Origin of the sequence: Streptomyces sp. NPDC005483 (assembly GCF_040606035.1) — a bacterium.
In the GTDB taxonomy this organism is placed as follows: Bacteria; Actinomycetota; Actinomycetes; order Streptomycetales; family Streptomycetaceae; genus Streptomyces.
This window is the reverse complement of sequence record NZ_JBEXEA010000007.1, coordinates 280618-306386: the sequence shown is the minus strand read 5'-3', so window position 1 is coordinate 306386 and position 25769 is coordinate 280618. Positions and strand designations below refer to the sequence as shown.

The following is a 25769-nucleotide window of genomic DNA, read 5'->3' as shown; positions in this document are numbered from 1 at the left end:
CGTGCGGGCCTCCGGCGGAGGGCGCTTGCACATCGTCAGTCGCCGCCGACGCCGGAAAGGTTGCCGGGGACTTCTTGAGACGCGTCCCCGGTCGGGTCCAGGCCCGTCATCATTTCGGCGAAGGCTTCGGACGCGGCCCGGGAGGTGAAGAGGCGGTCGAGGCGGGCGCGGGCCAGGTTGCGCAGGAAGGGCTCGGCGTCGCCCGCGTCGTGCAAGGTGCGGGTGAGCCAGTGGGAGAACTCCTGGTCGTTCCAGACGCGGCGCAGACAGCGCGCCGAGTAGGCGCTCAGGGCGGAGTCGTCGCCTCGGCCGAAGGCGCGCACCGCCCGGGCGAAGACATCGGCGTCGTACAGGGCGAGGTTCATGCCCTTGCCGCCCATGGGGGACACGATGTGCGCCGCGTCGCCGACCAGGAAGAGCCGGCCGTACTGCATCGGCTCGTGCACGAGGCTGCGGAGCCGGAAGACCTCGCGGTCGGTGATCGGGCCGGAGACGAGTCCGGGGTCACCGAGCCGGGTGCGCAGGGCGTCCCAGACGCGGTCCTCGGACCAGGCGCCGGGGTCGTCGTCGGGCGGGCACTGGAGGTAGTAACGGCTGGAGTGCGGGCCGCGCGGGAAGTGTGCGGCGAAGCCCTGCCGGCTGACGGCCAGCAGGGGGTGGGCCGGGGGCGGGGCGTCGGCCAGGACGGTGAGCCAGCCGATGCCGTGGTCGAAGGCGTACGCGGTCAGCTCGCCTTCCGGGACGGCCGTACGGCTGACGCCGTGATCGCCGTCGCAGCCGGCGACGAAGTCGCAGGTGATCGCGCGGGGCGTGCCGTCGGCGGTGCGGTAGCGGACGGTCGGGCGGTCGCCGCTCAGGTCGTGCAGGGAGACGTCGGCGGCCTCGAAGCGCAGGTCGCCGACGTCCTCGAGATAGGTTCCGGTGAGTTTCTGCACGAGGACCTGCTGCGGGCACAGGCGGGCCGCAGGGCCCTCGGAGCCGTCGCTGTCGGACACCAGCCGGCTGCGGCCGTCCACCCGGAACTCCAGGATGCCGTCGTACGGGACACCGCCGAGGACCCGGTCCGACAGCCCCCAGGAGTCGAACATGCGGACCGCGCGCGTCTCGACGATGCCGGCCCGCTGGCGCTGCGCCACATGGTCGCGCGAGCGGCTTTCCAGCACGACGCAGTCGATGCCGCTGCGCCGCAGCAGCGTCGCGACGGTCAACCCGGCCGGGCCCGCGCCGATCACCACGACGGTCGTGGATTCAGCGGAATCCGGCAACTGGCTTGCCTTTTCGACCACTTGGCACCTCCGGCCGCCAGCCTAGCGAGGCCGTGCCCCCACCGAGCCGGATTCGATCAGCTGTGGCCGCGCTGATCGAATCCGGCCCCGGAACGAGGGTGCGCTCAGCGGTAGCAGGTGGTGATGCCCGGCCGCCAGGGGCAGGCGAGCCCGGCGAAACCGCCGTTCGCCACGACGTCGACGGTGAGCGTGTCGCCGCCTCGCAGCATTTGCCGGTCCTGGACGAGACCGTCGGCCCCGTCCCGGATCGTCTCCACCAGCCACCGGCCCGGAGGGAGGTTCAGCGGCACGGCGGCCGTGCGGGCGGCTCCGGCGTAGACGCCGCCCAGGAACCAGCGCTCCCCGCTGCGGCGGGCCAGCACGGCCTCTTGACCGGGTTCGCCGGCGAGGAGGCGGGTGTCGTCCCAGGCCGCGGGGACCTGGTCGAAGTAGGCCCGGGCGAGCGGCCGGGTTTCGTACGACTCCGGGGTGCCGGCGAACATCTGCAGCCCCGACTCGTAGACGACGGTGAGACCGACCTCGGCCGCGTCGGAGTTGGGCCGCAGGCCCACCCGCTGGAAGGCGCCGGGTGTGAAGTCCATGGAGCCGATGACGTTGCGGGTGAACGGCAGGGTGGTGAGGTGGGCGGCGGTGTTGGTCCGCTTCTCCTCGCCCGCGACGCCCTCCAGGGTCATCACCTGCGGCCAGGTGCGCTGGATGCCCTTGGGGATCGTGGAGCCGTGGAAGTCGACCATGAGGTGGTGGGCGGCCGTCTCCGCGAGGATGGTGTCGTACCACTGGAGCATGGGCTGCGCCTCGGAGTTCATGAAGTCGATCTTGACGCCCTTCACGCCCCACTTCTCCAGGGTCGGCAGCCACTGGGCGCGTTCCTCGGGGGTGTCGAGGTCGCGCTGGTGGATCCAGACGATGATGCCGACGCCCTTGGCGCGGGCGTAGCGGGCGAGTTCCGGCATCCAGCTGTCGGTCTGCCAGTCCGGATCGGTGATGTCCCACTCCCCCGGCCGGTAGTACCAGCCCGCGTCAACTGCCTCGTAGGGCCAGTGGCGTTCGGCCGCGTAGTCGACGTACGCCTTCTGCGCGGCGAGGCTCTGCCCCGCCTCCCTGCCGCCGGCGAGCCAGGTCCACAGGACCGTGCCGGGACGCACCCAGGAGGTGTCGCGGACCTTGGAGGCGGGGGCGAGGTCGTCGGTGAACGTGGAGCGGGTGACGGTGGTGAGGTCGCCGGTGACCATGGCCCGCCAGGAGGTGGCGAGGGGGCCGTCGCGCTTCACCCGCTCGTCGGCGAGCTTGATGCGGTAGGTGCCGGTGCCCTGGGTGTGGGCGAGGCGTGCACCGGAGTAGGCGCCGGTGAGGTCGGACTCGGCGAGCAGGGTGTAGCCGCCGTCGGTCGAGAAGAGCGCCTGGTCGGAGTAGTCCGCCGTGGGCGCGGTCGCCGCCGTGTACTGGGCGAACTGGCCCTCGTTGTCCACCCGGTAGGTGCCGAGCCATGCCTTCGCGTCCGCCGGGAGGTTGAAGGCGGACGCCTCGCCGAGGACGTCACCGGTTCCGGCGGGCAGGACGTAGCGGTAGGCGACGCCGTCGGCCGAGGCGCGGACGACGAGGTCGAGACGGGCGCCCGCGGCGGTGGCGAAGGACAGCCGGGTCTCGTTCATACGGACCCGGCGGTCCAGCCGCTTTCCGGACTTGGTCCGGTAACGCTCCTCCACCGTACGGCTCTTGCGGTGCAGGAAGCGCAAGTCCTTGGACAGGTCCGCCTGTTCGGTGACGATGCCGACGGGTGACGGTTCGATGACCGTACGGCCGCCCCGGGACACGGCGAGGCTCAGCGTGCCCGTGGTCTCGTCGAGGGAGATCTGTGCGCGCGGTGCGTGTACTCCTGCAGACAGGGACCATGACTGGTCGCGCTGTTCGGCTTGTGCGGGTGCTGTGGCGAGGAGAGCGGCCGCCAGCGAGGCGCAGAGTGCGGTGACCGCGGTTCTGATCGGAACTGCCATCGAGATCCTCCGAGTTGTGTGGCCTCTGCCGGCCTTTACGGCAGTCCCCACGCCGGGCCCGGCTCGCTGACGGCGACGGGCGCGATGCTCAGGTCGGGACGGGAGCCGGTGTGGACGAGCACTTCGCGGCCGCGGGGCAGGTCGATGGCGAGGGTGCCGTCGCCGAGGTCGTGGGTGCGGGCCGGGGTGCCGTCGTCCAGTACGGCGGTGAGGTGCCCGGTGAGGCCGTGCCGCAGCTTGAGGGGTTCGCCCGCCAGGCTCTTGACGCGGATGAAGCGGGTGGTCCCCGCTGTGCGGACGGCGCTGACCAGAAAGGCGCCCTGGGTACGGAAGTTGTGCAGGGTGAGGTCCGCCCAGGCGGTCGGGACGGCCGGGAAGACGCGGATCACCCCGCCCCAGCTCTGGCAGAACATGTCGTGCAGGGACTGCGAGGCGGACAGCGGCGTCTCGATGACCGGGCCGGCCTCGGTGTAGTGGGTGTTGGCGCGGCAGGGGTAACGGGTGGCCGGGTCGAAGAACTTGCGGAGGTAGGTGATCGCGGTGTCGCCGTCACCGGTCATGGCGTACATCGACGCGGCACCGGTGTAGCTGTAGCCGCGGTGGGCGCCGGTGAGCGCGTGCCAGTGGACGATCGACTTGGTGATGAGGTCACGGTTCCCCGGCTGGTCCCAGTTGACGAGGTAGAGCGGGTAGACCATCAGCAGGTGGGAGTAGTGGCGGTGGGACTGGGCGTAGGGCGTGTCGCCGCCGATCATGAAGCCGTTGTCGTCGACCGGGTACGGCGTGAGCTTGGCCAGCACCTCCTGCCAGCGCGGCTTCAACTCGTCGTCGACGCCGAGGAGTTCCGCGGAGTCCAGGAGGGTCTGGCAGCCCCAGCGGATCAGGGCGAGGTCGTAGTTGGTGTCCTGCGGCGGTACGACGGGGTATTCGGGCGAAAGGGTGCTGGGCAGGTGGAGCTTGCCGTCGCTGCCCGGGGTGAGGAAGTGCAGGTAGTAGTTGATGGCGCGGCGCAGCACCGGGTAGACGGTGTCGCGCAGCAGGGACTTGTCCATGGAGTGCCGGTAGGACAGCCATACGTTGTGCAGGGCCCAGGTGAGGTCGCCGGTCTCGGCGCCGGTGCCGGGCCGGCCGACGGTGCGGTTGGCGAACATGTCGGAGCTGCGGCCGACGCCCGAGCTGTCGGCGCGGTACGCGGCCGGCACGTTGGCGATGAGCTGTTCCTGGTTCTGGCGCAGCGTGGTGGCCAGGGAGTCGAGCTCCGGGTGGTTGAAGCCGTGGATGAGCCAGTACTCCAGTTGGACGTTGAGGTTCCACCAGACCGCGGGCCAGGGGGTGGGTTCCAGCCAGGGGCCCGAGGTGGCCATGACGGGACCGCCGGCGCGACTGGCGGAGGCGACCTTGTAGAGCTGGATCCAGTGGAAGCTCTGGAGTCGCTGGTCGGGGAACGACACGAAGCTCTTGCGGTAGAACTCGTGCCACCAGCCGGTGTGCCGTTGCCTGAGCGCGCTGTACGACTTCGCGCGACCGAGGTTGCGCAGCGAGTCGGCTTCGGCGGCGGTGTCGGACGGGTGGCTGTGGCCGACACTGAGGAGCAGGTCATTGCCGGTGCGGCGGTAGGCGGTCGCGGTCTGGCCGCCGCCGGTGAGGGGCTGCAGAACCTGTTCGGTGCCGTCGATGGCGGTGCGGGTGGTCCAGGGCGGGTTGGCGGTGTAGTCGGCGGGCGGGGCCTCGCTGATCTTGCGGGGGCTGATGGCTTCCTCGGGGTGGAAGGTCCAGCCGGCCCGTTCGCCGCCGGCGGCTGTGACGCGGACGGCCAGAACCTCGTCGTGGATGAGGGCGGCGAGGGTGAGGGTGCCGGCCGTGGTGGTGACGGTGCCGGTGAGTTCGGCGTTCCACAGGCTCAGCCGCCAGTCGAGGGCGGTGATGGTGCCGGCCGGTTCGAGGGTGAGGTGGCCGACGGGGAGGCGGCAGGTGCCCCAGCCGCTGCCGAACTCGGGGCGGTGGTCCTGGACCCGGCCGTGCTGGACGGTGAAGCGGATCTGGTTGGCGCCGGGTTCCTGGTAGATCATGCTGCCGAGTTGGCCGTCGCCGAGGAACGGGCCCTCGTACCAGAGCGTGGGCAGCCTGGTCCACAGCAGGTCCTGCCCGCGCAGGAACCGGGACCAGGCGCCGTCGGTGTTCATGGTGTCGCGTAGCTTCCAGGGCTTCTGGGCGGGGCCCTGGGCTGACATCGGTGCTTCGGCCTGGGCCTCGGCGTGGGCCGTACCGGGTAACGCGGCCGCCGCGGCTCCGCCCAGCGCGGTGCCGAGTACGGCTCTGCGGGGCAGCTGCGGGCGTCTCTGCGGCTGTGAGGTCATCATCGTCCTCTCTACCTGACGGGTCTTGATACATCGGGTGTATCGGGGAACCTAAGAGGCGCATGTGTACCTGTCAATGACTTCAACGTTCCGCGGACTGCATGACAGTTGGCAGTTTTTGGGAACGCTCGCCTCAGACACCCAGATCAGCTGGTTTGGACCATCCCCTTGACTCCTCCGATGTATTTCCGCAGAGTCGCACTGTGGGTGCCGGCGTTCCCGCGCGCGGCCGTCAGGATGGCTGGACCTCGTCGAAGAGGGCGAGGGCTTCGGCGGGGTCCGGGCTCACGAGGCGTTCCAGACCGGCCGTCGTGATCTTCGCCCACCTGCCGGCCCGTGCCCACATCCGTTCCTCGAAGGCGCGGACGGCCTCGTCCAGGTCTCCGGGGCCGTTGGCGAGCGACTCGGCGAGTTCGGCGCCTTCCAGCATCGCGAGGTTCGCGCCCGCCCCCAAGGGGGGCATCAGATGGGCGGCGTCGCCCAGGAGCGTCACCCCGGGGACGTGGGTCCAGGTGTGGGACACGGGCAGGACGTAGAGGGGGCGATGGATGAACGAGGTGCCGTGGCGGAGGAGGTCGAGGACGGGAGCGGCCCAGCCGTCGAACAGGGCCGCCACGCTCGACCGCACTGCCTCGACGTCCGCCATGTCCAGGTTCGCGTTCCAGTCCAGCGGTGCGCGGAACTTGGCGTACACCTTGACGTGACCACCGCTGTTGCGCTGGGCGGTGAGGGAGCGGTTCACGCCGTAGACAGCCACGGAGCCGTCGCCGATCAACCGGGCGAGGTCGGGGTGGCGGGTGTCGACGTCGTCGAGGGAGGTCTCGAAGGAGGTGACACCGGTGTAGTGCGGTATCACGGGTGAGACCGCGGGGCGGGTCCGGGACCAGGCGCCGTCCGCGCCGATCACGAGGTCGAAGGTCTCCTGCCGCCCGTCCGCGAAACGGACCAGGGCGCCCTCCCGGTCCTTCCCCGGCACCACCTGCGTCACCTCCCGGCCCCACTGGACGTCGAGTGGACCGAGCATCAGGTCGCGCAGGTGCCCGCGGTCGATCTCGGGATTGGCCCGGTCGTCCGGGCGCGGTGACCAGTCGCGCAGAACCGTCCCGTCCGTGTCGAGGATGCGCATGGCCTGCCCCTCGGGCCGGGACAGCGCCTGGAACTCCGTCAGCAGCCCCGCCTTGTCCAGCGCGAGCTGGCCCAGCCCTTCGTGGAGGTCCAGCGTGCCGCCCGGGGGGCGGGCGTCGGGGGCCGGATCGCGCTCGAGGACGGCGACGGGGTATCCGTGGCGGTGCAGCACACGGGCGAAGGTGAGGCCGGCAGGTCCGCCACCGATGACGGCGATATGGTGTCTCATATCGATACACTGTATTGCTCCAATGCGATGCATCGCAGCAGAAACGGTGATGACCAATGACTGTGTGGGACCGGCCGGAGCCGCCGGCTCGCCCCGTGCCGCTCGACCGGGAGCGGATTGTCGCCGCCGCCGTCGCGCTGGCCGACGAGGGCGGCCTGGAGGCGGTGTCGCTGCGCAAGGTCGCCGCCCGACTGGACGCGGGCCCGATGCGGCTGTACGGATACATCTCCACCAAGGAGGAGCTGTTCGACCTCATGGTGGACGAGGTCCAGGCCGAGATCCTCCCCGAGGAGCAGGCCGGTGACTGGCGGGCGGCGCTGTACGTCCTCGCCTGCCGCACCAGGCAGGCCGCGCTCCGTCACGAATGGCTGGGCGACCTGCTCGGCGGCCGTCCGACCCTGGGCCCGAACGGCCTCGCCGTGACCGAGGCCAAGCTGGCCGCCCTCGACGGCCTCGCCGACGTCGACACCGCCATGCGCGCCGTGGAGACCGTCAGCGCCTACGTCATCGGCTCGATCAGGCGCGAGATCGCGAACCTGCGGGCCGAGCGCAGCACGGGCCTGTCCAAGCGCGACTGGCAGCGCGCCTCCGGCCCGCATGTGACGAGGATGCTGGCCACGGGCCGCTTCCCGGCGCTGACCAAGGCCGTGTACGACGGCACGCACGTGGACGCCGAGACATCCTTCGCGACCGGCCTGGACTGGGTCCTCGACGCCGTGGCCGCCAAGCTCACCCGGCCGTCGACGTGACGCTCAGCCAGTCTCCCCCGCTACGGCGCCACAGCAACACCACGGCCTGAAGGGGACGTTGACACCCGGCAGGTTCGGCGTCACGGTGAGGGTTCTCCCGCGCAATCGGGCCCGGAGGTCTCGCCTTGGCCGGTTCATCCGCACCGAACTCGGACGCCGAACTCGTCGAACGTGTACGGAAACTGCAGCCTCTCATCCGTTCGCACGCCCTGCGCACGGAGCAGGAACGCCGGGTGCCGGGCGAGGTCGTCGCGGCCCTGACGGAGGCCGGGGTCCATCGCATGAACGTGCCCCGCCGGTACGGCGGTTACCAGTCCTCGGTGCGCACGCAGGTCGACGTGCTGAGCGAGGTCTCCGCCGCGTGCGGGTCGACCGGGTTCACGGCGCTGATCCAGGCCGGGTGCGCGTTCATCGCGGCGCTCTTCCCGGACGAGGCGCAGGACGAGATCTTCGCCGGCCCCGGTGTACGGGTCAGCGGCACCCTCGTCCCCAAGGCGAAGGCCCGTCCGGTGGACGGCGGTTACGTGGTCGACGGGACCTCTCCGTTCGCCACCGGCTGCCAGGATTCCGACTGGCATCTGCTGACCGCCGTCTCGCACTCCGGGGACGGCCGCCCACCGGATCTGCTGTGGACGGCCATTCCGATGTCAGACCTCGACGTGCTCGAGGACTGGCAGGTCTCCGGTCTGGCCGGGAGCGGCAGCAACAGTGTCGTCGCCCATGACGTCCATGTCCCGGCCCACCGTGTGCTGCCGCTGGGGCCGCTGCTGGGCGGCTCCTTCCCCTCTCGGCGCAACAGCGCCGACCCTTTCTACGGCATGCCCGTCCTCCTGCTGTTCTGCGCCTGGACGGCCGCCGGCGCCCTCGGGCCGGCCCGGGCCGCGCTGGCGGAGTTCGGTGAGCGCATCCATCAGCGAGGCATCACCTACACGTTCTACGAGCGGCAGCACGAGGCCCCGGTGACACATCTGCAGTTCGCCGAGGCCGCGATGAAGATCTCCTGCGCCGAACTGCTGGCCGACGACTTCATCTCGCTGATCGACGCCCGGGTCGCCGACGGCAACCTCTACACGCCCGGGGAACGGGCTCGGATGCGCGCCCAGAGCGGCTACGTGGCGCGGCTGTGCAAGGAGGCCGTGGACCTGATCGGTTCCGCCTCGGGCGCGTCGTCGCTGCACCTGGAAGTGCCGGTCCAACGTGCCGTGCGGGACCTCAACGCCCTGAACCTGCACTCCTTCGTCAACCCTGCCGCCAATCTGGAGCTGTACGGCAGGGTGTTGTCCGGGCTGGATCCCGGTACGCCGTTCCTGTGAACGCCGGTCAGCCGTTGGCCAGGAGTTCCAGCGTGTCGATCACGCGGTTCGAGAAGCCCCACTCGTTGTCGTACCAGGCGACGACCTTCACATGGCGGCCCTCCACGCGGGTCAGGGCCGAGTCGAAGATCGACGAGGCGGGGTTGCCCGTGATGTCCGAGGAGACCAGCGGGTCCTCGGAGTATTCGAGGACGCCGGCGAGGGGCCCCTCGGCCGCGGAGCGGTACGCCGCGAGCACGTCCTCGCGGGTCACGTCGCGGGCGACGGTGGTGTTGAGCTCGACGATGGAACCGACCGGAACCGGGACCCGGATCGAGTCGCCCGACAGCTTCCCGTCCAGGTTCGGCAGCACGAGCCCGATCGCCTTGGCGGCACCGGTCGTCGTGGGCACGATGTTGATGCCGGCGGCGCGGGCGCGGCGGGCGTCGCGGTGCGGGCCGTCCTGGAGGTTCTGCTCCTGGGTGTAGGCGTGCACCGTGGTCATGAAACCGTGCTCGATCCCGGCGAGTTCGTCGAGCACCGAGGCCAGGGGCGCGAGCGCGTTGGTCGTGCAGGAGGCGTTGGAGACGACCGTGTGCACGTCCGGGTCGTAGGCGTCGGTGTTGACCCCGTACGCCAGCGTGACGTCGGCGCCGTCCGAGGGTGCGCTGACCAGGACCTTCTTCGCGCCGGCGTCGAGGTGGGCGCGGGCGGCCTTGGCCGACGTGAACCGCCCGGTGGCCTCCAGCACGATGTCGACGCCGAGCTCGGCCCAGGGCAGCTGCGCCGGTTCGCGCTCGGCGAGCACGGTGATGCGGCGGCCGTCGACGACCAGGGTGTTCCCGTCGACGGTCACCGGGCGGCCGAGGCGGCCGGCCGTGCTGTCGTAGGCGAGCAGCCTCGCGAGGGTGGCGGGCTCGGTGAGGTCGTTGACGGCGACGATCTCCAGGGCGCTGTCGCGCTCGAGGAGCGCGCGCAGCACATTGCGTCCGATGCGGCCGAATCCGTTGATGGCGATGCGAGTCATGAATGGTGTCCCTTCCCTATGCCCACCAGGCTCGCGCGCGGCGTCCGCCGCTGACAGTGGCGCGATCGCCATGGTTCAAAAGGATCGCGCCAAGCGCCTTGCCCGGGGCGGAACTACTCGCCCCGGGTGAACGTGCGCCGGTACTCGCTCGGCGTCGTCCCCAGGATCCGCTGGAAGTGCGTCCGCAGATTCGCGCCCGTGCCGAGCCCCACGTCGGTGGCGATCTGCTCGACACCGCGCTCCGAGAGCTCCAGCAGCTCGCGGGCCATGTCGATGCGGGCGCGCATGACCCACTGCATCGGCGTGTATCCGGTCTCCTCCACGAAGCGGCGCGAGAACGTGCGCGCCGAGACCGCGGCCTGCCGCGCCAGGAGGTCGAGGGTGAGGGGTTCGTCGAGTCGGTGCAGGGCCCACTCCCGGGTGGCGGCGAAGCGCTCACCGAGCGGCTCGGGCACGCTGCGCGGCACGTACTGCGCCTGACCGCCGCTGCGGTAAGGGGCGGCGACCAGGCGCCGGGCCGCGTGATTCGACGCGGCGACCCCGAGGTCACCGCGCAGGATGTGCAGACACAGGTCGATACCGGAGGCGGCGCCGGCCGACGTCAGCACCTTGCCCTCGTCGACGAAGAGCACGTTCTCGTCGACCCGGACGTGCGGATGCCTCGCCGCGAGAGCCCGCGTGTAGTGCCAGTGGGTCGTGGCGCGCCGGCCGTCGAGCAGGCCGGTCGCGGCCAGAGCGAAGGCGCCGGTCGAGATGGCGGCGAGCCGCGCGCCCCTGCTGTGGGCGGCGACCAGCGCCTGGACGACGGCCGGCGGCGGATCCTCGCGGTCCGGGAACCGGTAGCCAGGGATGAAGACGAGCTCCGCCCACGCGAGCGCCTCCAGACCATGGGCCACGTGGTACGACAGTCCGTCCCCGCCGCTCACGAGCCCCGGCGCCGCGCCGCACAGCCGTACCTCGTACGGCATGCTCGCGCGCGTGGTGAACACCTGCGCGGGGATCCCGACGTCCAGGGGCTTCGCGCCTTCGAGGACGAGAACGGCGACGCGGCGAAGGCGGGAGGCGGACACGGGGACAGGCTACGCAGAGGTCAGGCGTCCTCGACGGTCGCGGTGACGGGCGTGCCGATCTCGACCGTGCGGCTGACCGTGCACAGGCGGTCGTGGGAGGTCTTCACCGCCCGGGGCAGGATCGTACGGGCCCGGTCCGCGCCCTCGCCGTCCGCGAAGGTGACGTCGAAGGTGACCGCGAGGTCGGTCAGCCGGTTGCCGAGCTCGTCGTTGATCTTGTTGCCGCTCACCACGACGGAGAAGGCAGCGGGCTCGGCGTGGCGGCTGGTGGCGAGGTCGACGTCGACCGCCGTGCAGCCGCCGAGGGCGGCGAGGAGGAGTTCTACCGGGGTGAACTCACTGTCCGATCCGGTGCCGAAGCTGATCGTGCCGCCTCGGATGTTGGTGGCGACGAAGTGTCCGGTGCTGGTGCGCTCGACGGTGACGGACCGCGCGGAATTTTCGCTCATGCCGAGGACATTAGTGCCAGGTGCTGTCCTTGATGACCGCACCGAAGTCCTCGCGTCACCACTCGCCCTCGAGCGCCTCCGTCAGCCGCGAGACGGCGGCGACGTCAGGCAGGCCGCGCAGCTTGGCCACGGCCTCACGGCCGCCGAACGCGCGCTGCTCGGCGGTCACCGTCGGATCGACCGCGCAATCGGCCTGTGCGTAGACGTAGTTGAGGTCCGTCGCGAAGAGCATCGAGAAGGCGTCCAGACCCTTGATCGCCGCGCGACCTCCGGCGTCCCGGTAGGCACGCGCCAGGCGCCGTGCCGCGTCGGCGTCGAAGCGGTTGCCGCCCGACCACACGTAGACGGCACGGGCCAGTTCACGCTCCGCCGAGACGGGCCCTGCGTTGTCCCAGTCGAGCAGGACCGGTCCGCCTGGTCCGACCAGGACGTTCTGCGGCCGCATGTCGAGATGGGAGGTCACTACGTCACCGGGGCGCGACGGCGAGACGTGCCGGGCCAGCTCGACGGCCGTCGTGGCGACGAACCGGCCCAGCTCCGCCGCCCAGGACAGGCCGGCCCGCTCGACCTTCCCGAGCAGTTCCGCCCAGTCGGAGGCCGGGTTGCAGCGTTCGTACCAGTCGCTCGGAGTCCCGCTCGCGTCCTCTCCCGCCTTGTGCAGGAGGGCGAGCGTACGGCCGCACCAGCTCAGCGTCTCCGGGTCCGAGGGGTCGGCCGCGGTGCCCTCGACCCAGTCGTACAGCTTCACCCAGGAACCTTCCGGGAGCCGTACGACATGGGCGCCGGTGCGGTCGGGCAGGAGACGGGGCGCGGAGATGCCCAGCGCCTCGGCAGCGCCGCGCAGTGCGGACTCGGCGCCGACGTCCGGGACGTCCTTCTCCAAGAGCAGCTCCTTCACCGCCCACGCGGTGCCGTTCCCGGAGAGCTTCCAGATCTGTCCCAGGGCGCCGCGGGTGACGGGCGTCATCGACCAGGTCCCTGCGCCGAGTCCATAGGCATCCGCGATGAACTCGCCCGTACTCCGCATGCAACTCCCCGTCCTTCTCGCCCGGTTGGCGAAGCGTACAAGGCGTACGTCGTGAACGAACACCGGTGCCGGAGAGGGGACCTGTGAAGCCGTCAGTCCTCTCTCCGGCACCGGCCGGGCGGTGCTAAGCCGTCACACACGGAAGATCTCGAGGAAGCTGCTCCAGAAGCCCTTCTTGGCCGGCTTCTGCGCCGCGGGTGCGGGGGCGGGGACGCGCGCCGCCTGCTGGGGCTGCTGGACGACGGTCGGGCGAGGAGCGGTGGGCACGCCGTACGCCGACGCCATCCTGGTCGCCGGGGTGGGGCTGAACTGGACGGGCAGGGTGGCCAGGGCGCGGTGGAACGGGCCCGGGCGCCACTCCAGTTCCTGGGCCGGGACGCTCAGGACCAGGTCGGGAAGCGCGTTGAGGATCAACTCGATGGCGGTGACCGCGATGACCTGGGCCGGGCTCTTGGCCGGGCAGGCGTGCGGGCCCGCACCCCAGGCCAGGTGGGCGCCGCGGCTGTGCGCCTGGCCCGACGAGGCGAGCGCGGGGTCGCTGTTGGCTCCCGCGAAGCTGATGACCAGGGGGGAGTTCGCCTGAACCACCACTCCACCGAGGTCGACGTCCTGGAGCGGGAAGTGCGTCGCGTAGTTGGCGATGGGCGGGTTGTTGAGCAGGACGTGGTCGAGGGCGTCCTCGATCTGCATGCTCGGCCCGTCCTCGCCGTCCCGGTCCAGGAGCAGCAGCAGGGAGTTGGCGATGAGGTTGCGCTCGGGCTCCACGCCGGCGCCGATCAGCATCACCAACTGGTCCTTGAGCTCCTCGTCGCTGAGGCCCGCGGGGTGCTGTACCAGCCAGGAGGTGATGTCGTCACCGGGCTCGCGGCGCTTGAGGGAGACCAGCTCCATGAAACAGGCGGTGAGTTCGTCGCTCGCCTTCAGCGCGTCCTTGCCGTCGAACATGTCCGCCATCGCGCTGGTGACCCGGTCGCCGATGGCGGCGGGGCAGCCGAAGAGCTTGTTCATCATCAGCAGCGGCAGCAGCTTGGCGTAGTCGTTGATCAGATCCGCGCGGCCCCGCTCGCTGAACTGGTCGATGAGGTAGGCGGCGATCGGCTCGACGTCCCGGCGGATGCGGGTGACGTTGAGGCGGTCGAGGCTCTCGGTGACCGCCTTGCGCAGCCTGAGGTGCTGGGCGCCGTCGGTGAACAGGCAGTTGGGCCGGTAGGCCATCATCGGCAGGACGGGGCTGTCGAGGGGGACCCGGCCGTCGTTGAGGGCGGTCCAGCGGCGGCCGTCGCGCGCGAACAGGTTGGGGTTCTGGAGCACGCGCAGGGCCGTCTCATGGCCGACGACGAGCGTCGCGTCCACGCCGGGGGCCAGTTCTACCGGGCCGGCGGGGCCGTGCGCGCGGAGGTAGTCGTAGACCTTCTGCGGGTCGGCGGCGAAGGAGCCGTCGTACATGGGGCATCTGGCCGCACCGGTGGCGGCCGTGTCGTGAACGTCCATGTCTGTGTCCTTTGGTGGCCCGGACCGTTCGGTCCGGGCGGGGGGTGGTGGTTCAGGCGGCGCGGTCGAGCAGGTGACGCACGAGGGCGATCAGGGCGCGGGCGGAGGAGCGCTGGTCGCGGGCGTCGCAGTAGATGACGGGAGTGTCCGGAAGCAGGTCGAGGGCTTCGCGGATCTCGTCCTCCTCGAAGTGGCTGGTCTGCGAGAAGGTGTTGACGGCGATCGCGTACTCGAGGCCGTACTCGTCGATCAGGTCGATGACCGGGAACGTCTCCTCCAGCCGGGAGGGGTCGACGAGGAGCAGGGCGCCGAGCGCGCCGCGGGCCATGTCCTCCCACAGCTGCATGAAGCGCTGCTGTCCGGGGGTGCCGAACAGGTACAGCACCAGCTCGTCGCTCAGGGTCAGCCGGCCGAAGTCCAGCGCCACGGTGGTGGTCGCCTTCTCCGGTGCCCCGCGCAGGTCGTCGACGTGCATCGACGCCTGCGTCATCTTCTCCTCGGTGCGCAGCGGAGTGATCTCCGACAAGGACCCGATGAAGGTCGTCTTGCCCACGGCGAAGTGTCCGACCACCAGGATCTTCGCGGCGGTGGTCACGTCGGCGGAGACGTAGATGGAGCCGTTCGCCCCGGGGTCAGCCGATGTTGAGGGTTTCGAGTCCATGCAGAACCTTCTCGAGTATCGCTCGGGGAACGTGCTGGGCGGGGGCCGGTTCAGCGCGGCGCAGGAGGTGCCCCTGTTCGAATAAATCGGACAGCAGCAGTCGGGCCACGCCGACGGGCAGTCCCAGATGCCCGGCGACCTCGGCGACCGACAGGTAGCCGCCCGAACAGAGCTCCCAGATGGCCCGTACCTCGGGTCCGGCCCCGAGCGGCAGGGTCCGGTCGGGGGCCAGGCACACCAGCGTGTGCAGGGCCAGGTCGTCGTCGGAGGGGAGACGGCGGCCGCCCGTGATGACGTAGGAGCGGACGAAGTCGCTGGTTACCGGAGCGTCCTCGCCTGGCCAGGTCATGCGTCTACGCCGGTGTGCTGGCGGGGCGTGGCGCTCATCGCCTTGGTCAGCGCGCCCACCGTCTTCTGCATCCGGATCGACATGGCCTCCATGTCGACGTCCAGGGCGGTCGAGACGGCGAGGTAGGAGCCGCTGCCCCCGGCGATGAGGAAGATCCATCCGCCGTCGAACTCGATCAGTGTCTGCTTCCAGAGACCCTTGCCGCCGCCCACGAACGGGGCGACGCTGCGGCACAGGGACTGCAGGGAGCTCATCGCGGCGGCGTTCCGCTCGGCGTCGTCACGGACGATGCCGTCGGACCGCTGCATCAGCAGGCCGTCCGCCGAGACGAGGATGGCGTGCCGGGCTCCGCGTACCTCGAGCACGTCGTTCAGCACCCACGACAGGTCGGGATTCACTGGTTCTGAGTTCCTTCCGTGTTGTCCGAGTCCCGCCCGAGCAGGGTTCCGCGAGCGAATGCCTTGAGCCGTGAGGCAGTCTCTTCGCCGGCCGCGTCCAGGTCGGGTGCGTCCGCGCTGGGCGTGGCGACCACGGAGACGGCGCCGTTGCGGCGGCGACGGCGCTTGGGCAGGCCTCCGGCCGTCTGTCCGACGACGAGGGAGGCGACCGGGGTCGGCTTGGCCGCCGCCGGCTCCCCCTCGTGCTCGTCGAGTTCGATGGGTGCGGGTGCGGGCACGTCCGCCGTCAGGAGGTTCTCGGGCACCCGGATCACGGCACGCACACCGCCGTAGGGGGAGACCGCGTCGACGGAGACGTGGAACCCGTAGTGGGCGGCGAGCTTCCCGGACAGGGCGAAGCCGAACTTGGGCGGGTCGCCGAGGCTCGTGATGTCCACGGAACCGCCGCTGGTCAGCAGGGACGCGGCGCGGGCCTTGGTCTCCTGGTCCATGCCGAGACCGGCGTCGTCGACGATCAGGCAGATCCCGGTGGGGACGGCCTGGATGTTGATCTCGACGGGGGTGCCGGGGGCGCTGTACTTGGTGGCGTTGTCCAGCAGTTCGGCCAGGACCATGGCGACCGGTTCTACAGCGCGGCTGGTGATCGCGACGCTGGCCTGGGAGTGGACCTTGACCCGCTCGAAGTCACGGATCCGCCCCTGGGCGCTGCGGGCGACGTCGTACACCGAGGCGTCCCGGTCACGGCGGCCGAGCCAGCCGCCGCAGAGCACCGAGATGCCCTTGGTACGGCGGCTGAACTGGCTTCCGGTGTGGTCGACCAGCATCAGGTCGGCGAGGACCGCGTGGTCGTCGCCGTACTTCTGCTGGAGTCCGTCGAGCAGGGACAGCTGCTCCTCGGCGAGGGTCGCCAGGGTGCCGACGGCCGACTTCAGGGTCGCCTTGGTCGCCGACTCGGCGTCCTTGCGCACCTCTTCCAGGTCCGCGGCGTGCCGTGCGCTCACCGAGGAGTAGGTCGTCTGGAGCTCGGCGAGCTGACCTCGCACACTCGCCATGTCGCCGTGCAGTTTGTTGTTGTTCGCGCGGAGCTGGATGTTGGTTCTCCGTGCGCGCATCACTGCGAAAACCGCAGCGATGAGTATCACGAGCAGGACCCACAGGAGTGGATCTTCGAACAATGACGTCATGAGACTCTCTTCAAGTCGCCTCGCGTCGGGAGACTGACCGTGCATGGGACCCCCGGAGACGCCCGCCGCCGTGCGGCGCGGACCTACCGGCGGACCAACCGTCACTCCTTCACGATGGGGCCGTTTTGGCTGTCCCCCGTACGCGCGTATGACGCGTCATCAGCCTACTGAAAAGTGTAATGATCTTATCAGGAGCCACAGTGTCAACAGGCGTACCAGGGGCCACACTTGACGACTCTCCACAAAGAACCCGCAAAGGACTCATCGGCCCGACGGGGCGATGACGGGTGGCGGACATGTCAGGGCGCTGGTCGCCACGGCGGCGTTCCACGGGCAAGCCCCTGTTCCGGCCACCCTTTCATGATCGTCGCGCAGCCTACCAAGGCCGTGAGAACGCTTTCCCCCCGCTCGGGGAAAACTCGTTTGCGGTCACCGGGCCCGCCCCGGACCCTTGCCCCATGCCCTATCTCCTGCGCGCCGCCGCGCCCACCGACGCGCCGGCCGTCACCGAGTTGCTCAACGCGATCGACCGGATCGAGATCGGGCGGTCCGAGACCGATCTGCACACGGTGGAGTCCGACCTCGGGCACCCCGGGGTCGACCTCGACCGTGACTCCTGGCTCGCCTTCGACGGATCGCGCCTGGTGGCGTACGCCCTGGTGTGGGACGACTCGAAGGGCGAGCGCATCGACGCCGACCACTACGTGCTGCCCGACCACCAGCAGGCCGGCGAACTCCTCCTGGAGGCGGTCGAGACCAGGGCACTGGAGAAGGCCCGGGCGAACGGCGCCCCGAAGGCCGTACTCCATCTGCACCTCAACTCGGCGCCCACGACCGACCTCGCGCTGATACGGGCGCGCGGCTGGTCGGTCGTACGCCGCTATCACGTGCTGGAGCGTGCGCTGCGGGCCGCCGAGGACCTGCCCCCCGAGCCGCCCGCGGGCGTACGGGTGCGGCCCTGCGCCCAGGAGGCGGACCGGAAGCAGGCGTACGCCCTCTACCAGGCCTCCTTCGCCGAGCACTTCGACTTCCAGCCGCGCCCGTACGAGCAGTGGCTGCACGACGTCCACGCCGACCGGCTCGACTGGTCCCTGGTGTGGCTCGTCTCCACCGAGGACCTCGGGGACGTCGGTTTCCTGATCGCCCGCGACGACCGCGAGGCCATGGGATGGATCCGCAGTGTCGGAGTCGTCCGCGAGGCCCGCGGCCGGGGCCTCGGAGGGCTGCTGCTGCGGCATGCCTTCGCGGCGTTCGCGGCCCGGGGCCGGGACACCGTGGGGCTCGGCGTGGACACCGAGAACGCCACCGGGGCCCCCGTGTTGTACGCGCGCCACGGAATGTCGGTGCATTACGCCGTGGACACCTGGGAAATCATCGTGAGTTGAATGCGTATGACCGTCAGAAACCGCCGTCAATTCGTTCCGCGCAGCAATGCGCAGACGAAGTTCTCCTGAACGGCGCGCATTTCCTGAAGCCCTTCCGCATCGGCGGATCGGGTGATCTGGGCGGTAACCGAGAAGGTCAGTGAACGGCGGCCGTCGGGGGTGGCCGCGATCAACTGGGTATAACCGAGCGTGTTGCCCGTATGGCCGAGGACGACGCCGCATCGCGTCTCGTACCGGAAGACGGCAAGGCCCGCGGAGTTGCGGCCCGGTCCGGCGGGCTCGGACGCGCCCTCGACCCACTGCCGCTGCTGCTCGACGGCCGTCCTGCCGTACAACCGCCCGCCGGCGTAGCCCCGGATGAAGCGGGTCATGTCGGCCGGCGTGGACACGATGCCTCCGGAGGCCCAGACACCCGACATGCCGATGACCTCGCTGACGTCCTCCGGACGCGCCGGCGAGCTCACGTCGTAACCGTGCAGGTACGGCTTCGGCATCCGGCTCCCCTGCGGCAGGCTGGTGGAGTGCAGCCGGAGCGGCGCGTAGACGAGTTCACGCAGGAGGTTTTCGTACGGCGTGTGGGTCGCCGCCTCCGCCATGAGCGCTACGGCGATGTTGTCCGAGTTCGAGTAGCGGTACTGCGTGCCCGGCTTGAAGAGCAGGGGTTCGCCGGCGACGTAGTCGAGCAGGCGCCGGGAGTCGAAGTGGTGGTGGGGGTCGGCCCGCAGCTCGTTGATGAACCCCTCGCTCCGAGAGTAGTCCGGCAGACCGCTGGTGTGGTTGAGGAGTTGACGGAGCGTCACTGACCGCCATGCGGCGGGGAGTCGGGGAAGCCGTTTGCCCAGGGTGTCGTCCAGGCGCAGAGCGTGGTGGTCGACCAGGGTGAGGGCCACCGCCCCGCTGAAGGCCTTGGCCGTGCTCGCGATGCGCATGTGGTCGTCGGGGCGGGGCGGCCGGCCCGTACGGATGTCGGCGGCACCGGCGCGCACCACGCGGGTCCCCTTCTCGGTCTGCAGGACGGCGATGGCTCCGGGCGGGCCGCCCGGCCGGTGCACGAAGTCGTCGAGCTGGCGTTGCAGCGTCTGGTCGCCCGACGGGTCGGCGGCGGCACCGGCCGTCGCCGGGGGCAGTGCGGTGAGACCGGCGGTGAGGCAGACCGCGAGGACGGATGCCGCTCGCAGGCGGGATCGGCGGAGGGACATGCGGGCTCCCGAAGGTGGGGACATCGTGGCCCGTCGAGCCTCACCGGGAGCCACGGTCGCCTGCTTCCCGTGCTGCTGCATACGGACCCGTGGCAGGGCCACGCGGTGGTGCCGCGAATTCACCCCCCCTGGATCAGCAGTCGCCGTTGTTCAGCTCGGTTTCCAGGTACAACAGCATCACCCGAGGCGGCCGCCGGGGGTACGGTCCGAATTCGGTTTCCCGGATCCAGAATAACCACGTCGATTTCGAGATGCCATGTCGGCCGGAGTCCCCCACCCGCTCTGCCCCCGCGGGCTGAGCAGGGGTGGCTGTCCGCCGGTGGAGCCGCGCGGCGGACCGTCACCCCTGCTTCTCGCTCGTGCCGGTCGATGTCACATCGAACGGCGGCTGGTGCGTCGTAGCAGAACGAAGCCGGAGATCAGGAGGAGCGCACCGAGTGCCGCCGGCCACAACTGGGTGCCGGTCTCGGCGAGACTGCTCTGGTTGCCCTGAGGTTCGGGCTGTGCGGCGACCGGGGGCTGGGCGACGGCACCGGGGGCGTCGGTGGTGGTGTCGTCCTGGGGAGCGGGCTGGGTCGCCTGGTCGTTGCTGTTGCTGTTCGCGTTCCCGTTCACGGGCGATGGGGCGGTCGTGCTGTGGGCGGTGGGTGAGCTGAAGGTCTTCGGCTCGTTGTCGGCGGGGGCGGTGGTCTGGTCGCCCGCGGGAGCTTCGGCGGTCTGCGTGGGCTGTTGCTGCGGCTCGTCGCCGTTGCCATTGCCGTTGCCGTTCCCGGGGGTTTCCTCGGAGCCGTTCCCGTCGTCGTTCCCGTTAGCCGGGTCCTGACTGGCGCCGGGGTCCGGGGCGGAGCCGTTGCCGTTGTCACCGCCGGCGTTGCCGTTGCCGCCGTTGTTGTCTCCGTTGCCTCCGTTGTTGTTGCCGTTGCCGCCGCCGTTGCCCGGATCGTCCTGGCCCGTGCCCGCGCCGCACTTACGGCCGTCGTTGATGCAGCCGACCATCTCGTTCATCAGGTTCTCGTCGAAGACGTTGATGAAGTCGCCGTGGTCGGTCACGGGCTTGTGGAGCTGCTCCGGGAAGGAGTCGACCGCGAACAGCGGAGTCGTGCGGCCGCCGTCGTTCAGGCTCGGCGCGTCGACGCCGTAGACGATCCGCTGGACCAGCTGCGGGATGGCCTGGAAGCCCTCGGGGCAGGTGCCGTCGTTCTGGGCGAACGCCACGTGGGTGCGGTGGTTGGCGCTGTCGATGTTGCGCCCGTCCCAGCAGCTCTGGAACTTGAAGGTGCGCACCACGTCACTGCCCTGCGGGCACAGCGGGTACTTGTCCTTCAGCTGCCGGTCCTCGAACCCGGTGCAGCTCCAGGACGCGTTGGCGTTGGCGGTGCCGTTGACGAAGGCCTTGGCGTCGCCGGTGATGATGCGCAGCAGCCGCGGCATCGCGGTGACCTTGCTGCGGGGGTTGCCCACGAACGTCAGCGTCACCTCCTTCGGCGTGACGATCTGGCCGGCGTTGCCCTCGATGCCGCCACCGGGCTTGGCGGCATCCTTTTCCTGCGTCCCGTTCTGGAGCCGGATCACGGGCCAGTAGTACGTGGACTTGTCGCCCTGGTCGGCACAGCTCGTCTGGGCGTTCGCCAGGTCCTGGTCGCTCGCGAAGGCGGTGTTGGACTGGTTGCCGACGTAGTCGTGGAAGTGGTGGGCACCGTTGGAGACACCCGGGGCCACGATGACGTTGTCCGAGTTGAACAGCCCGTTCGCGTTCACACCGCAGCTGGTGACGAAGGTACCGCGGGAGGCGTCGCCCTGAGCCGGCGGCGCCTGTGCGGCGGGCGGAGCGCTGTTGATGTCGGCGTAGTCCGCGGCGACGGGGCCGTTGCCGGCCTGGCCGCCGTTGCCCTGCTGACCGCCCTGGTCCTGACCGTTCCCCTGCTGGTCGCCCTGGCCCTGACCGCCCTGGTTCTGACCGTCCTGGTTCTGACCGTCGCCCTGCTGATCGCCCTGGTCCTGGCCATCGCCGTTCTCGTTCTCGGTCTGGCGCAGGGTGCAGTCGGCCATGTCGCCGAGACCGTCCTGCTGTGCCCCGGCACGTTCGAGGGCGGCGGTGATGCGGTCGATCGTGGCGGCGCGGTTCTCCTGGAGCGGGTCGACGATACGGCTCTGCGCGGACTCGCGGTCCGTGACCGACGGGTCCTGGAGCTGCTGGTATGCCTCGGCTATCTGCTGGTCCAGCAGGGCGAGTTCCTTGTCGACGTCCGCCCTCGACGCGTCGGGCACGCTGGTGAGCGTGTCGCCGACGTCCGGGCAGTCGATCGTGACCGCCCCCCACGACGTCTGCTGCGGCGTGCCGCTCTCCGTGGCGGAGGCGTACACGTTCGCCGCGACCAGGCCACCACCCCCCAGCATCAGGGCCACTGCGGCGAAGGTCGCACGTCGTGCGCCTGTCGGTCGTCTGCGATTGCTGCGTCCCACGGAATACTCCTGCGCGTGTCGGCTCTCCGGGCATGCAAATCCCTCGCCCCATACGGACGGCGGGCCCCCCGTGTTCAAGCGACTCGGAAATTCACAGCACTCTCATACGGAACACCGGGTTCCACCACCACCTCCCGAACCTCTGTGCAGGGAAACGAGGTGACTCGCACACATCTGCGCCCCTACGGTTCTCGTCATGAACAGCGCGGGCACCGGGCGCCTCCTGAACGTCGTGGACGTCGAAGCCACTTGCCGGCCCGGCTCCCCTCCGCCGGGCGCGGTCGGCGAGATCATCGAGATCGGGCTGACGGTCGTGAACCTGTCGAGCGCCGAGCGGGTCGCGCGGCACCGGATCCTGGTGCGGCCGGCCCGGTCCGAAATCAGTGACTTCTGCACGGAGTTGACCGGCCTCACCCAGGACGAGGTCGACGGGGGGCTGCCGTTCGGGGAGGCCTGCCGTCTGCTCGCCGCCGAGCACGCCTCCGGTGCGCGCCCGTGGGCGAGTTGGGGCGACTACGACCGTCATCAGTTCGCCCGGCAGTGCGGGGCCACGAGGACGCCGTATCCCTTCGGCCGTCGCCACACCAACGCCAAGGCGGTCTTCACCGAGGCGCACGGCCTGCGCAAGCGCCCCGGTATGGCGCAGGCCCTCGGGAGGGCCGGGCTGCCGCTCGAAGGACGGCATCACCGCGGTGAGGACGACGCGTGGAACATCGCGGCGCTCGTGCTGCATCTGGCGGGGCGGGGCGCGTGGCCCGGGGAGTGAGCGAGCACGTCGCTCCTGCGCGAGCTGCGGGAGGAACCCGATCTCGTCCCCGTGGCCTGGAGCCTTCTTCAGGAGGTCCGTCCGCTCGCGGCGCTGGGAGCGGAACTCAGCCCGATGACGATGACGGTCTGCGACACGACGATCACCGGCCTCCCCCGATCCGCCGCCCACCCCTCCCCCCGACCGAAGGCCGGCCTCCCCCGCCCGCCCCGATCCCGATGTGCCGCCGTGTCGAAGGCGTCCCGCCGGGTACTCGGGGCTCCCGTCACGGCCCCTTGGGTGCGGGCCGGCCAGGAAGGGGGCACTGATGACGCAGCACGCCGACGACGACGTCGACCGCCACGGGGGCGTCGCCGGACTGCGACTGGCGACCGGAGCGACAGGGGGCGCGGCCGACGCGTTCGCCTCGAGTCTGCCCGTCGACCGCAACCAGGCGATCCTGGAGGCGGCCAAGCAGGTCGGCGCGATCCTGAAACGGGAAGGGCATCCGTTCGCGCTCGCGGGCAGTGTCGCCGTGTACGCCCATGGTGGCGCCCAGAATCTGCAGCACGACGTCGACTTCGCCATCCTCCCCGAGGACGCGCAGTCCGTGGCCGAGACGCTCCGCGAGGCGGGTCTGGAGGTGCGGACACCCCCGGAGGACTGGCTGCTGAAGGCAGACTGCATGGGCCAGCAGGTCGACCTGATCTTCGAGCTGGCACACCAGCCGGTCACCACGGAACTGCTGGCGCGGGCCGACGAACTCTCGGTGGACTCGGTCTTCATGCCCGTGCTCTCCCCGACCGACCTGCTGCACAGCCTGCTGTCCGCGTTCTCCGAGCACCACTGCGACTTCGGGGCCGTCCTGCCGATCGCCCGCACGCTGCGGGAGAAGGTGGACTGGGACGCCGTACGCCGCGGCTGCGGGGACGCGCCGATGCCGGACGCGTTCTTCTACTTCCTGGAACGGCTGGAGGTCATCGCGCCGAGGACGAAGGAGGAACGGCCATGAACGGGCCCCTGGAAGAACACGCGGAGCACCCGGAGGAGAACGTCGAGTACCGCGTCGCCCACCTGCGTGACCGGCTCGCCGCGGAGGAGCTCGGCGAGCTGGGAGTCCGCGCCGAGGTGCGGGCCGGAGGGGTGGTCGTCACCGGCACGGTGCCGTCCGCGCAGTGCCGGGAGACCGTACTGCGGACCGTCCGCGAGGAGCTGGCCGGGCTGTCCCTGCACACCGATGTGGTGGTGGCGGAGACCGCCACACCCGATCATGCGGAGGAACTGCCGTGATCCGCGTCGCCGCCGTGGGGGACATCCACATGGGCCCCGAGAGCCAGGGCCTGCTGCGCCCCGCCTTCGACACGCTGCCCGACTGCGCCGACCTGCTCCTGCTGGCCGGGGATCTCACCCGGCACGGCACCCCGGAGGAGGCCCGGGTGGTGGCCCAGGAGGTACGGGACCTCCCGGTGCCGGTCGTGGCGGTCCTCGGCAACCACGACCACCACGACGAGCAGCCCGAGAAGGTCGCCGCCCTGCTGGAGGACGCCGGTGTGCGGGTTCTGGAGGGCGAGGGGACGATCGTCGAGTGCGGTGGCACGCGCGTGGGTGTCGCCGGCACCAAGGGGTTCGGCGGCGGGTTCGTGGGCCGCAGCGCCGGGGAGTTCGGCGAGCCGCTGATGAAGGAGTTCGTACGGTACTCACGGCGCTGTGCGGACGGACTGCGCACCGCGCTGGAGGAACTGGAGCGGCAGGGCTGCGGGACACGCGTCGCGCTCACCCACTTCTCCCCCGTCGCGGACACGCTGGCCGGTGAGCCGCCGGAGATCTATCCGTTCCTCGGCAGCTATCTGCTGGCCGAGGCGATCGACACCGCGGGTGCCGACCTGAGCGTGCACGGGCACGCCCACGCCGGCACCGAGCACGGGATGACGGCCGGCGGCGTGCGGGTGCGGAACGTGGCCCAGCCCGTGATCCGGCGGGCGTTCAACGTGTACCACCTGCACGCCGACTGACGGTTCCTCAGCTGCGGACCGAGGCCCGGTCGTGGTCCTCCCACGCCTCGTCCCGCAGCTCCGGGCGCAGCAGGACCTCCACCGCGGTGCAGGCCAGCGCCTCCGCCGCCGCGAGCATCACCTGCCGTCCGCGCTCGGAGCCGGCCGCGACGGCGAACTCCGGGGTGTGGTCCGAGCCGTCCTCCTCCATGATCGCCACGAAGGGGTGGATGGCGGGCACCCGTCCGCTGACGTTGCCGACGTCGGAGGAGCCCAGGTAGACGCCCGGCGCGGGCGGGGTCATCTCGATGCCCGTTGCCGCCAGGTGCCGGGCGAACCGGGCCGACAGCGCCGTGCTGTCCCGGAAGTGCTCGTAGCGCGGCGTGGCCCGTTCCACCGTGACCGTCGTGCCCGTCGCCCGCGCCACCCCCTGGGCGCAGGTCAGCAGCTCCCCGGCCAGGTCCTCCAGGGCGACCGTGGTCAGCGCGCGCAGCCCGAACAGGCCCTCCGCGTACTCGGGGACGATGTTGGTCGCCCTGCCGCCGTCCGTGACGATGCCCTGCACGTGCGAGCCCTCGGGCAGCCTGCGCCCGACCACGGCCAGCGTGTTGAACAGCTGGATGAGCGCGGCGAGCGCGTCGATGCCCTCGGTGGGGTTCCCGGTCGGGTGGGCGGCGCGCCCGCGGAACCCGACACGGTACTGGGCCTGCGCGGTCAGCGGCGCCCACTGCCAGCTGTGCACCCCGGGGTGAAACATCAGCGCCGCGTCGACGTCGTCGAACACCCCGGCGTCGGTCTCGGCGACCTTGCCGCCACCACCCTCCTCCGCGGGCGTGCCGATGGCCCACACGGTGCCCGCGTCCCGGTCGAGCACCGCTCGGGCGGCCAACGCCGCGCCCAGGCCCGCCGCGGCGATCAGGTTGTGGCCGCAGGCGTGGCCGAGGCCGGGCAGGGCGTCGTACTCCAGCATCAAGGCCACCGCGGGGCGGGTCCTGGTGCCGGAGCGTGCGGTGAAAGCGGTGGGGAGTCCGGCGACGTCCCGACGCACCTCGAACCCCGCCCATTCGAGTTCGCCGCACAGCAGCGCGGCCGCCCGGTGTTCCTCGAAGGCGTACTCCGGGTCGGAGTGCAGCATCCGCGCCATGTCCCACAGCCGATCCGCCCGTGCGGCCACCTCTCCGCGCACTCGCGCGAGCACCTCGTCCACGGCGTCGGTCACATCGGCCTCCCTGGAGCGTCGTACGCCTGTGTTCTGGTGCGGGTTCCTTCGAGCGGCCCGGCTTACACCCGGGCACCGT

General features: G+C 70.7%; 23 protein-coding genes. 7 read left to right on the top strand and 16 right to left on the bottom strand.

The window, feature by feature from the left end; translation table 11 throughout:
• Window positions 1-35 precede the first annotated feature (35 nt).
• The 4 genes from ABZT06_RS16430 to ABZT06_RS16415 form a co-directional block, all read right to left on the bottom strand.
• The gene (locus tag ABZT06_RS16430; RefSeq protein WP_355740696.1) at window positions 36-1286 is read right to left on the bottom strand and encodes a 4-hydroxybenzoate 3-monooxygenase; all 1251 of its coding nucleotides are present in this window, start codon (window positions 1284-1286) and stop codon (window positions 36-38) included.
• Between the two features lie 104 nt (window positions 1287-1390).
• The gene (locus ABZT06_RS16425; RefSeq protein ID WP_355740694.1) at window positions 1391-3280 is read right to left on the bottom strand and encodes a glycoside hydrolase family 97 catalytic domain-containing protein; all 1890 of its coding nucleotides are present in this window, start codon (window positions 3278-3280) and stop codon (window positions 1391-1393) included.
• 35 nt (window positions 3281-3315) lie between these two features.
• Window positions 3316-5637 carry a Tat pathway signal sequence domain protein gene (locus ABZT06_RS16420; RefSeq protein ID WP_355740865.1) on the bottom strand — a complete coding sequence of 774 codons (2322 nt, stop codon included), beginning with the start codon at window positions 5635-5637 and terminating at the stop codon, window positions 3316-3318.
• A 232-nt stretch (window positions 5638-5869) separates the two neighbouring features.
• Complete coding sequence (locus ABZT06_RS16415; protein ID WP_355740692.1) at window positions 5870-6991, bottom strand: NAD(P)/FAD-dependent oxidoreductase; 1122 nt, start codon at window positions 6989-6991, stop codon at window positions 5870-5872.
• A 56-nt stretch (window positions 6992-7047) separates the two neighbouring features.
• Between ABZT06_RS16415 and ABZT06_RS16410 the strand changes: the two genes are divergently transcribed.
• Together ABZT06_RS16410 and ABZT06_RS16405 are read left to right on the top strand one after the other, a co-directional pair.
• On the top strand, window positions 7048-7740 hold the full coding sequence (locus tag ABZT06_RS16410) for a TetR/AcrR family transcriptional regulator (protein ID WP_355740690.1): 693 nt from the start codon (window positions 7048-7050) through the stop codon (window positions 7738-7740).
• Between the two features lie 125 nt (window positions 7741-7865).
• Complete coding sequence (locus tag ABZT06_RS16405; protein ID WP_355740688.1) at window positions 7866-9053, top strand: acyl-CoA dehydrogenase family protein; 1188 nt, start codon at window positions 7866-7868, stop codon at window positions 9051-9053.
• A 7-nt stretch (window positions 9054-9060) separates the two neighbouring features.
• Here ABZT06_RS16405 and gap read toward each other — a convergent pair whose 3' ends face one another.
• The 9 genes from gap to ABZT06_RS16360 all read right to left on the bottom strand — a co-directional run bounded on the left by gap (window position 9061) and on the right by ABZT06_RS16360 (window position 16688).
• Window positions 9061-10059 carry a type I glyceraldehyde-3-phosphate dehydrogenase gene (gene gap, locus ABZT06_RS16400; RefSeq protein WP_355740687.1) on the bottom strand — a complete coding sequence of 333 codons (999 nt, stop codon included), beginning with the start codon at window positions 10057-10059 and terminating at the stop codon, window positions 9061-9063.
• A gap of 113 nt (window positions 10060-10172) precedes the next feature.
• The gene (locus tag ABZT06_RS16395; RefSeq protein WP_355740686.1) at window positions 10173-11129 is read right to left on the bottom strand and encodes a helix-turn-helix domain-containing protein; all 957 of its coding nucleotides are present in this window, start codon (window positions 11127-11129) and stop codon (window positions 10173-10175) included.
• A gap of 20 nt (window positions 11130-11149) precedes the next feature.
• Window positions 11150-11578, bottom strand: coding sequence for an OsmC family protein (locus ABZT06_RS16390; RefSeq protein WP_355740684.1), 429 nt, complete (start codon window positions 11576-11578; stop codon window positions 11150-11152).
• Window positions 11579-11633: 55 nt separating this feature from the next.
• Complete coding sequence (locus ABZT06_RS16385; protein WP_355740682.1) at window positions 11634-12605, bottom strand: aminoglycoside phosphotransferase family protein; 972 nt, start codon at window positions 12603-12605, stop codon at window positions 11634-11636.
• Between the two features lie 132 nt (window positions 12606-12737).
• Window positions 12738-14096 (bottom strand): cytochrome P450, encoded by a 1359-nt coding sequence (locus tag ABZT06_RS16380; RefSeq protein ID WP_355740680.1) that lies wholly within the window; start codon window positions 14094-14096, stop codon window positions 12738-12740.
• A gap of 52 nt (window positions 14097-14148) precedes the next feature.
• On the bottom strand, window positions 14149-14757 hold the full coding sequence (locus ABZT06_RS16375; protein ID WP_007386763.1) for an ATP/GTP-binding protein: 609 nt from the start codon (window positions 14755-14757) through the stop codon (window positions 14149-14151).
• A complete protein-coding gene (locus ABZT06_RS16370) occupies window positions 14729-15106 on the bottom strand; it encodes a DUF742 domain-containing protein (protein WP_007386762.1) in 378 nt (125 codons plus the stop codon). The genes ABZT06_RS16375 and ABZT06_RS16370 overlap by 29 nt, the downstream gene beginning before the upstream one ends.
• A complete protein-coding gene (locus ABZT06_RS16365; RefSeq protein ID WP_053853026.1) occupies window positions 15103-15504 on the bottom strand; it encodes a roadblock/LC7 domain-containing protein in 402 nt (133 codons plus the stop codon). The genes ABZT06_RS16370 and ABZT06_RS16365 overlap by 4 nt, the downstream gene beginning before the upstream one ends.
• Complete coding sequence (locus tag ABZT06_RS16360; RefSeq protein ID WP_355740676.1) at window positions 15501-16688, bottom strand: ATP-binding protein; 1188 nt, start codon at window positions 16686-16688, stop codon at window positions 15501-15503. The genes ABZT06_RS16365 and ABZT06_RS16360 overlap by 4 nt, the downstream gene beginning before the upstream one ends.
• A gap of 458 nt (window positions 16689-17146) precedes the next feature.
• Between ABZT06_RS16360 and ABZT06_RS16355 the strand changes: the two genes are divergently transcribed.
• Complete coding sequence (locus ABZT06_RS16355) at window positions 17147-18073, top strand: GNAT family N-acetyltransferase (RefSeq protein ID WP_355740674.1); 927 nt, start codon at window positions 17147-17149, stop codon at window positions 18071-18073.
• Window positions 18074-18099: 26 nt separating this feature from the next.
• Here ABZT06_RS16355 and ABZT06_RS16350 read toward each other — a convergent pair whose 3' ends face one another.
• Together ABZT06_RS16350 and ABZT06_RS16345 are read right to left on the bottom strand one after the other, a co-directional pair.
• Window positions 18100-19272, bottom strand: a complete 1173-nt coding sequence (locus ABZT06_RS16350; RefSeq protein WP_355740672.1) for a serine hydrolase domain-containing protein — start codon at window positions 19270-19272, stop codon at window positions 18100-18102.
• A gap of 372 nt (window positions 19273-19644) precedes the next feature.
• On the bottom strand, window positions 19645-21669 hold the full coding sequence (locus tag ABZT06_RS16345; RefSeq protein ID WP_355740863.1) for a DUF1996 domain-containing protein: 2025 nt from the start codon (window positions 21667-21669) through the stop codon (window positions 19645-19647).
• Window positions 21670-21931: 262 nt separating this feature from the next.
• On the opposite strand from ABZT06_RS16345, the gene ABZT06_RS16340 reads away from it, so the two are divergent.
• The 4 genes from ABZT06_RS16340 (at window position 21932) to ABZT06_RS16325 (ending at window position 24492) form a co-directional block, all read left to right on the top strand.
• Window positions 21932-22501 carry a 3'-5' exonuclease gene (locus tag ABZT06_RS16340; RefSeq protein ID WP_355740670.1) on the top strand — a complete coding sequence of 190 codons (570 nt, stop codon included), beginning with the start codon at window positions 21932-21934 and terminating at the stop codon, window positions 22499-22501.
• A 307-nt stretch (window positions 22502-22808) separates the two neighbouring features.
• On the top strand, window positions 22809-23492 hold the full coding sequence (locus ABZT06_RS16335) for a hypothetical protein (protein ID WP_355740668.1): 684 nt from the start codon (window positions 22809-22811) through the stop codon (window positions 23490-23492).
• Entirely contained in the window at window positions 23489-23770 is a 282-nt protein-coding gene (locus tag ABZT06_RS16330; protein WP_355740666.1) for a BON domain-containing protein, read from the top strand. The genes ABZT06_RS16335 and ABZT06_RS16330 overlap by 4 nt, the downstream gene beginning before the upstream one ends.
• Window positions 23767-24492, top strand: a complete 726-nt coding sequence (locus ABZT06_RS16325) for a metallophosphoesterase (protein ID WP_355740664.1) — start codon at window positions 23767-23769, stop codon at window positions 24490-24492. Before ABZT06_RS16330 ends, ABZT06_RS16325 begins: the two co-directional genes overlap by 4 nt.
• Before the next feature lie 7 nt (window positions 24493-24499).
• Here the strand turns inward: ABZT06_RS16325 and ABZT06_RS16320 are convergent, their stop codons facing one another.
• Entirely contained in the window at window positions 24500-25690 is a 1191-nt protein-coding gene (locus ABZT06_RS16320; RefSeq protein WP_355740662.1) for an amidohydrolase, read from the bottom strand.
• Window positions 25691-25769 lie beyond the last annotated feature (79 nt).

What these genes read in the sequence shown, in the direction of transcription:
- ABZT06_RS16425 (WP_355740694.1), bottom strand. Translation starts at nt 3,280, where the DNA reads ATGGCAGTTCCGATCAGAACCGCGGTCACCGCACTCTGCGCCTCGCTG.
- ABZT06_RS16420 (WP_355740865.1), bottom strand. Translation starts at nt 5,637, where the DNA reads ATGACCTCACAGCCGCAGAGACGCCCGCAGCTGCCCCGCAGAGCCGTA.
- ABZT06_RS16415 (WP_355740692.1), bottom strand. Translation starts at nt 6,991, where the DNA reads ATGAGACACCATATCGCCGTCATCGGTGGCGGACCTGCCGGCCTCACC.
- ABZT06_RS16410 (WP_355740690.1), top strand. Translation starts at nt 7,048, where the DNA reads ATGACTGTGTGGGACCGGCCGGAGCCGCCGGCTCGCCCCGTGCCGCTC.
- gap (WP_355740687.1), bottom strand. Translation starts at nt 10,059, where the DNA reads ATGACTCGCATCGCCATCAACGGATTCGGCCGCATCGGACGCAATGTG.
- ABZT06_RS16390 (WP_355740684.1), bottom strand. Translation starts at nt 11,578, where the DNA reads ATGAGCGAAAATTCCGCGCGGTCCGTCACCGTCGAGCGCACCAGCACC.
- ABZT06_RS16385 (WP_355740682.1), bottom strand. Translation starts at nt 12,605, where the DNA reads ATGCGGAGTACGGGCGAGTTCATCGCGGATGCCTATGGACTCGGCGCA.
- ABZT06_RS16380 (WP_355740680.1), bottom strand. Translation starts at nt 14,096, where the DNA reads ATGGACGTTCACGACACGGCCGCCACCGGTGCGGCCAGATGCCCCATG.
- ABZT06_RS16375 (WP_007386763.1), bottom strand. Translation starts at nt 14,757, where the DNA reads ATGGACTCGAAACCCTCAACATCGGCTGACCCCGGGGCGAACGGCTCC.
- ABZT06_RS16370 (WP_007386762.1), bottom strand. Translation starts at nt 15,106, where the DNA reads ATGACCTGGCCAGGCGAGGACGCTCCGGTAACCAGCGACTTCGTCCGC.
- ABZT06_RS16360 (WP_355740676.1), bottom strand. Translation starts at nt 16,688, where the DNA reads ATGACGTCATTGTTCGAAGATCCACTCCTGTGGGTCCTGCTCGTGATA.
- ABZT06_RS16355 (WP_355740674.1), top strand. Translation starts at nt 17,147, where the DNA reads ATGCCCTATCTCCTGCGCGCCGCCGCGCCCACCGACGCGCCGGCCGTC.
- ABZT06_RS16350 (WP_355740672.1), bottom strand. Translation starts at nt 19,272, where the DNA reads ATGTCCCTCCGCCGATCCCGCCTGCGAGCGGCATCCGTCCTCGCGGTC.
- ABZT06_RS16345 (WP_355740863.1), bottom strand. Translation starts at nt 21,669, where the DNA reads ATGCTGGGGGGTGGTGGCCTGGTCGCGGCGAACGTGTACGCCTCCGCC.
- ABZT06_RS16340 (WP_355740670.1), top strand. Translation starts at nt 21,932, where the DNA reads ATGAACAGCGCGGGCACCGGGCGCCTCCTGAACGTCGTGGACGTCGAA.
- ABZT06_RS16335 (WP_355740668.1), top strand. Translation starts at nt 22,809, where the DNA reads ATGACGCAGCACGCCGACGACGACGTCGACCGCCACGGGGGCGTCGCC.
- ABZT06_RS16330 (WP_355740666.1), top strand. Translation starts at nt 23,489, where the DNA reads ATGAACGGGCCCCTGGAAGAACACGCGGAGCACCCGGAGGAGAACGTC.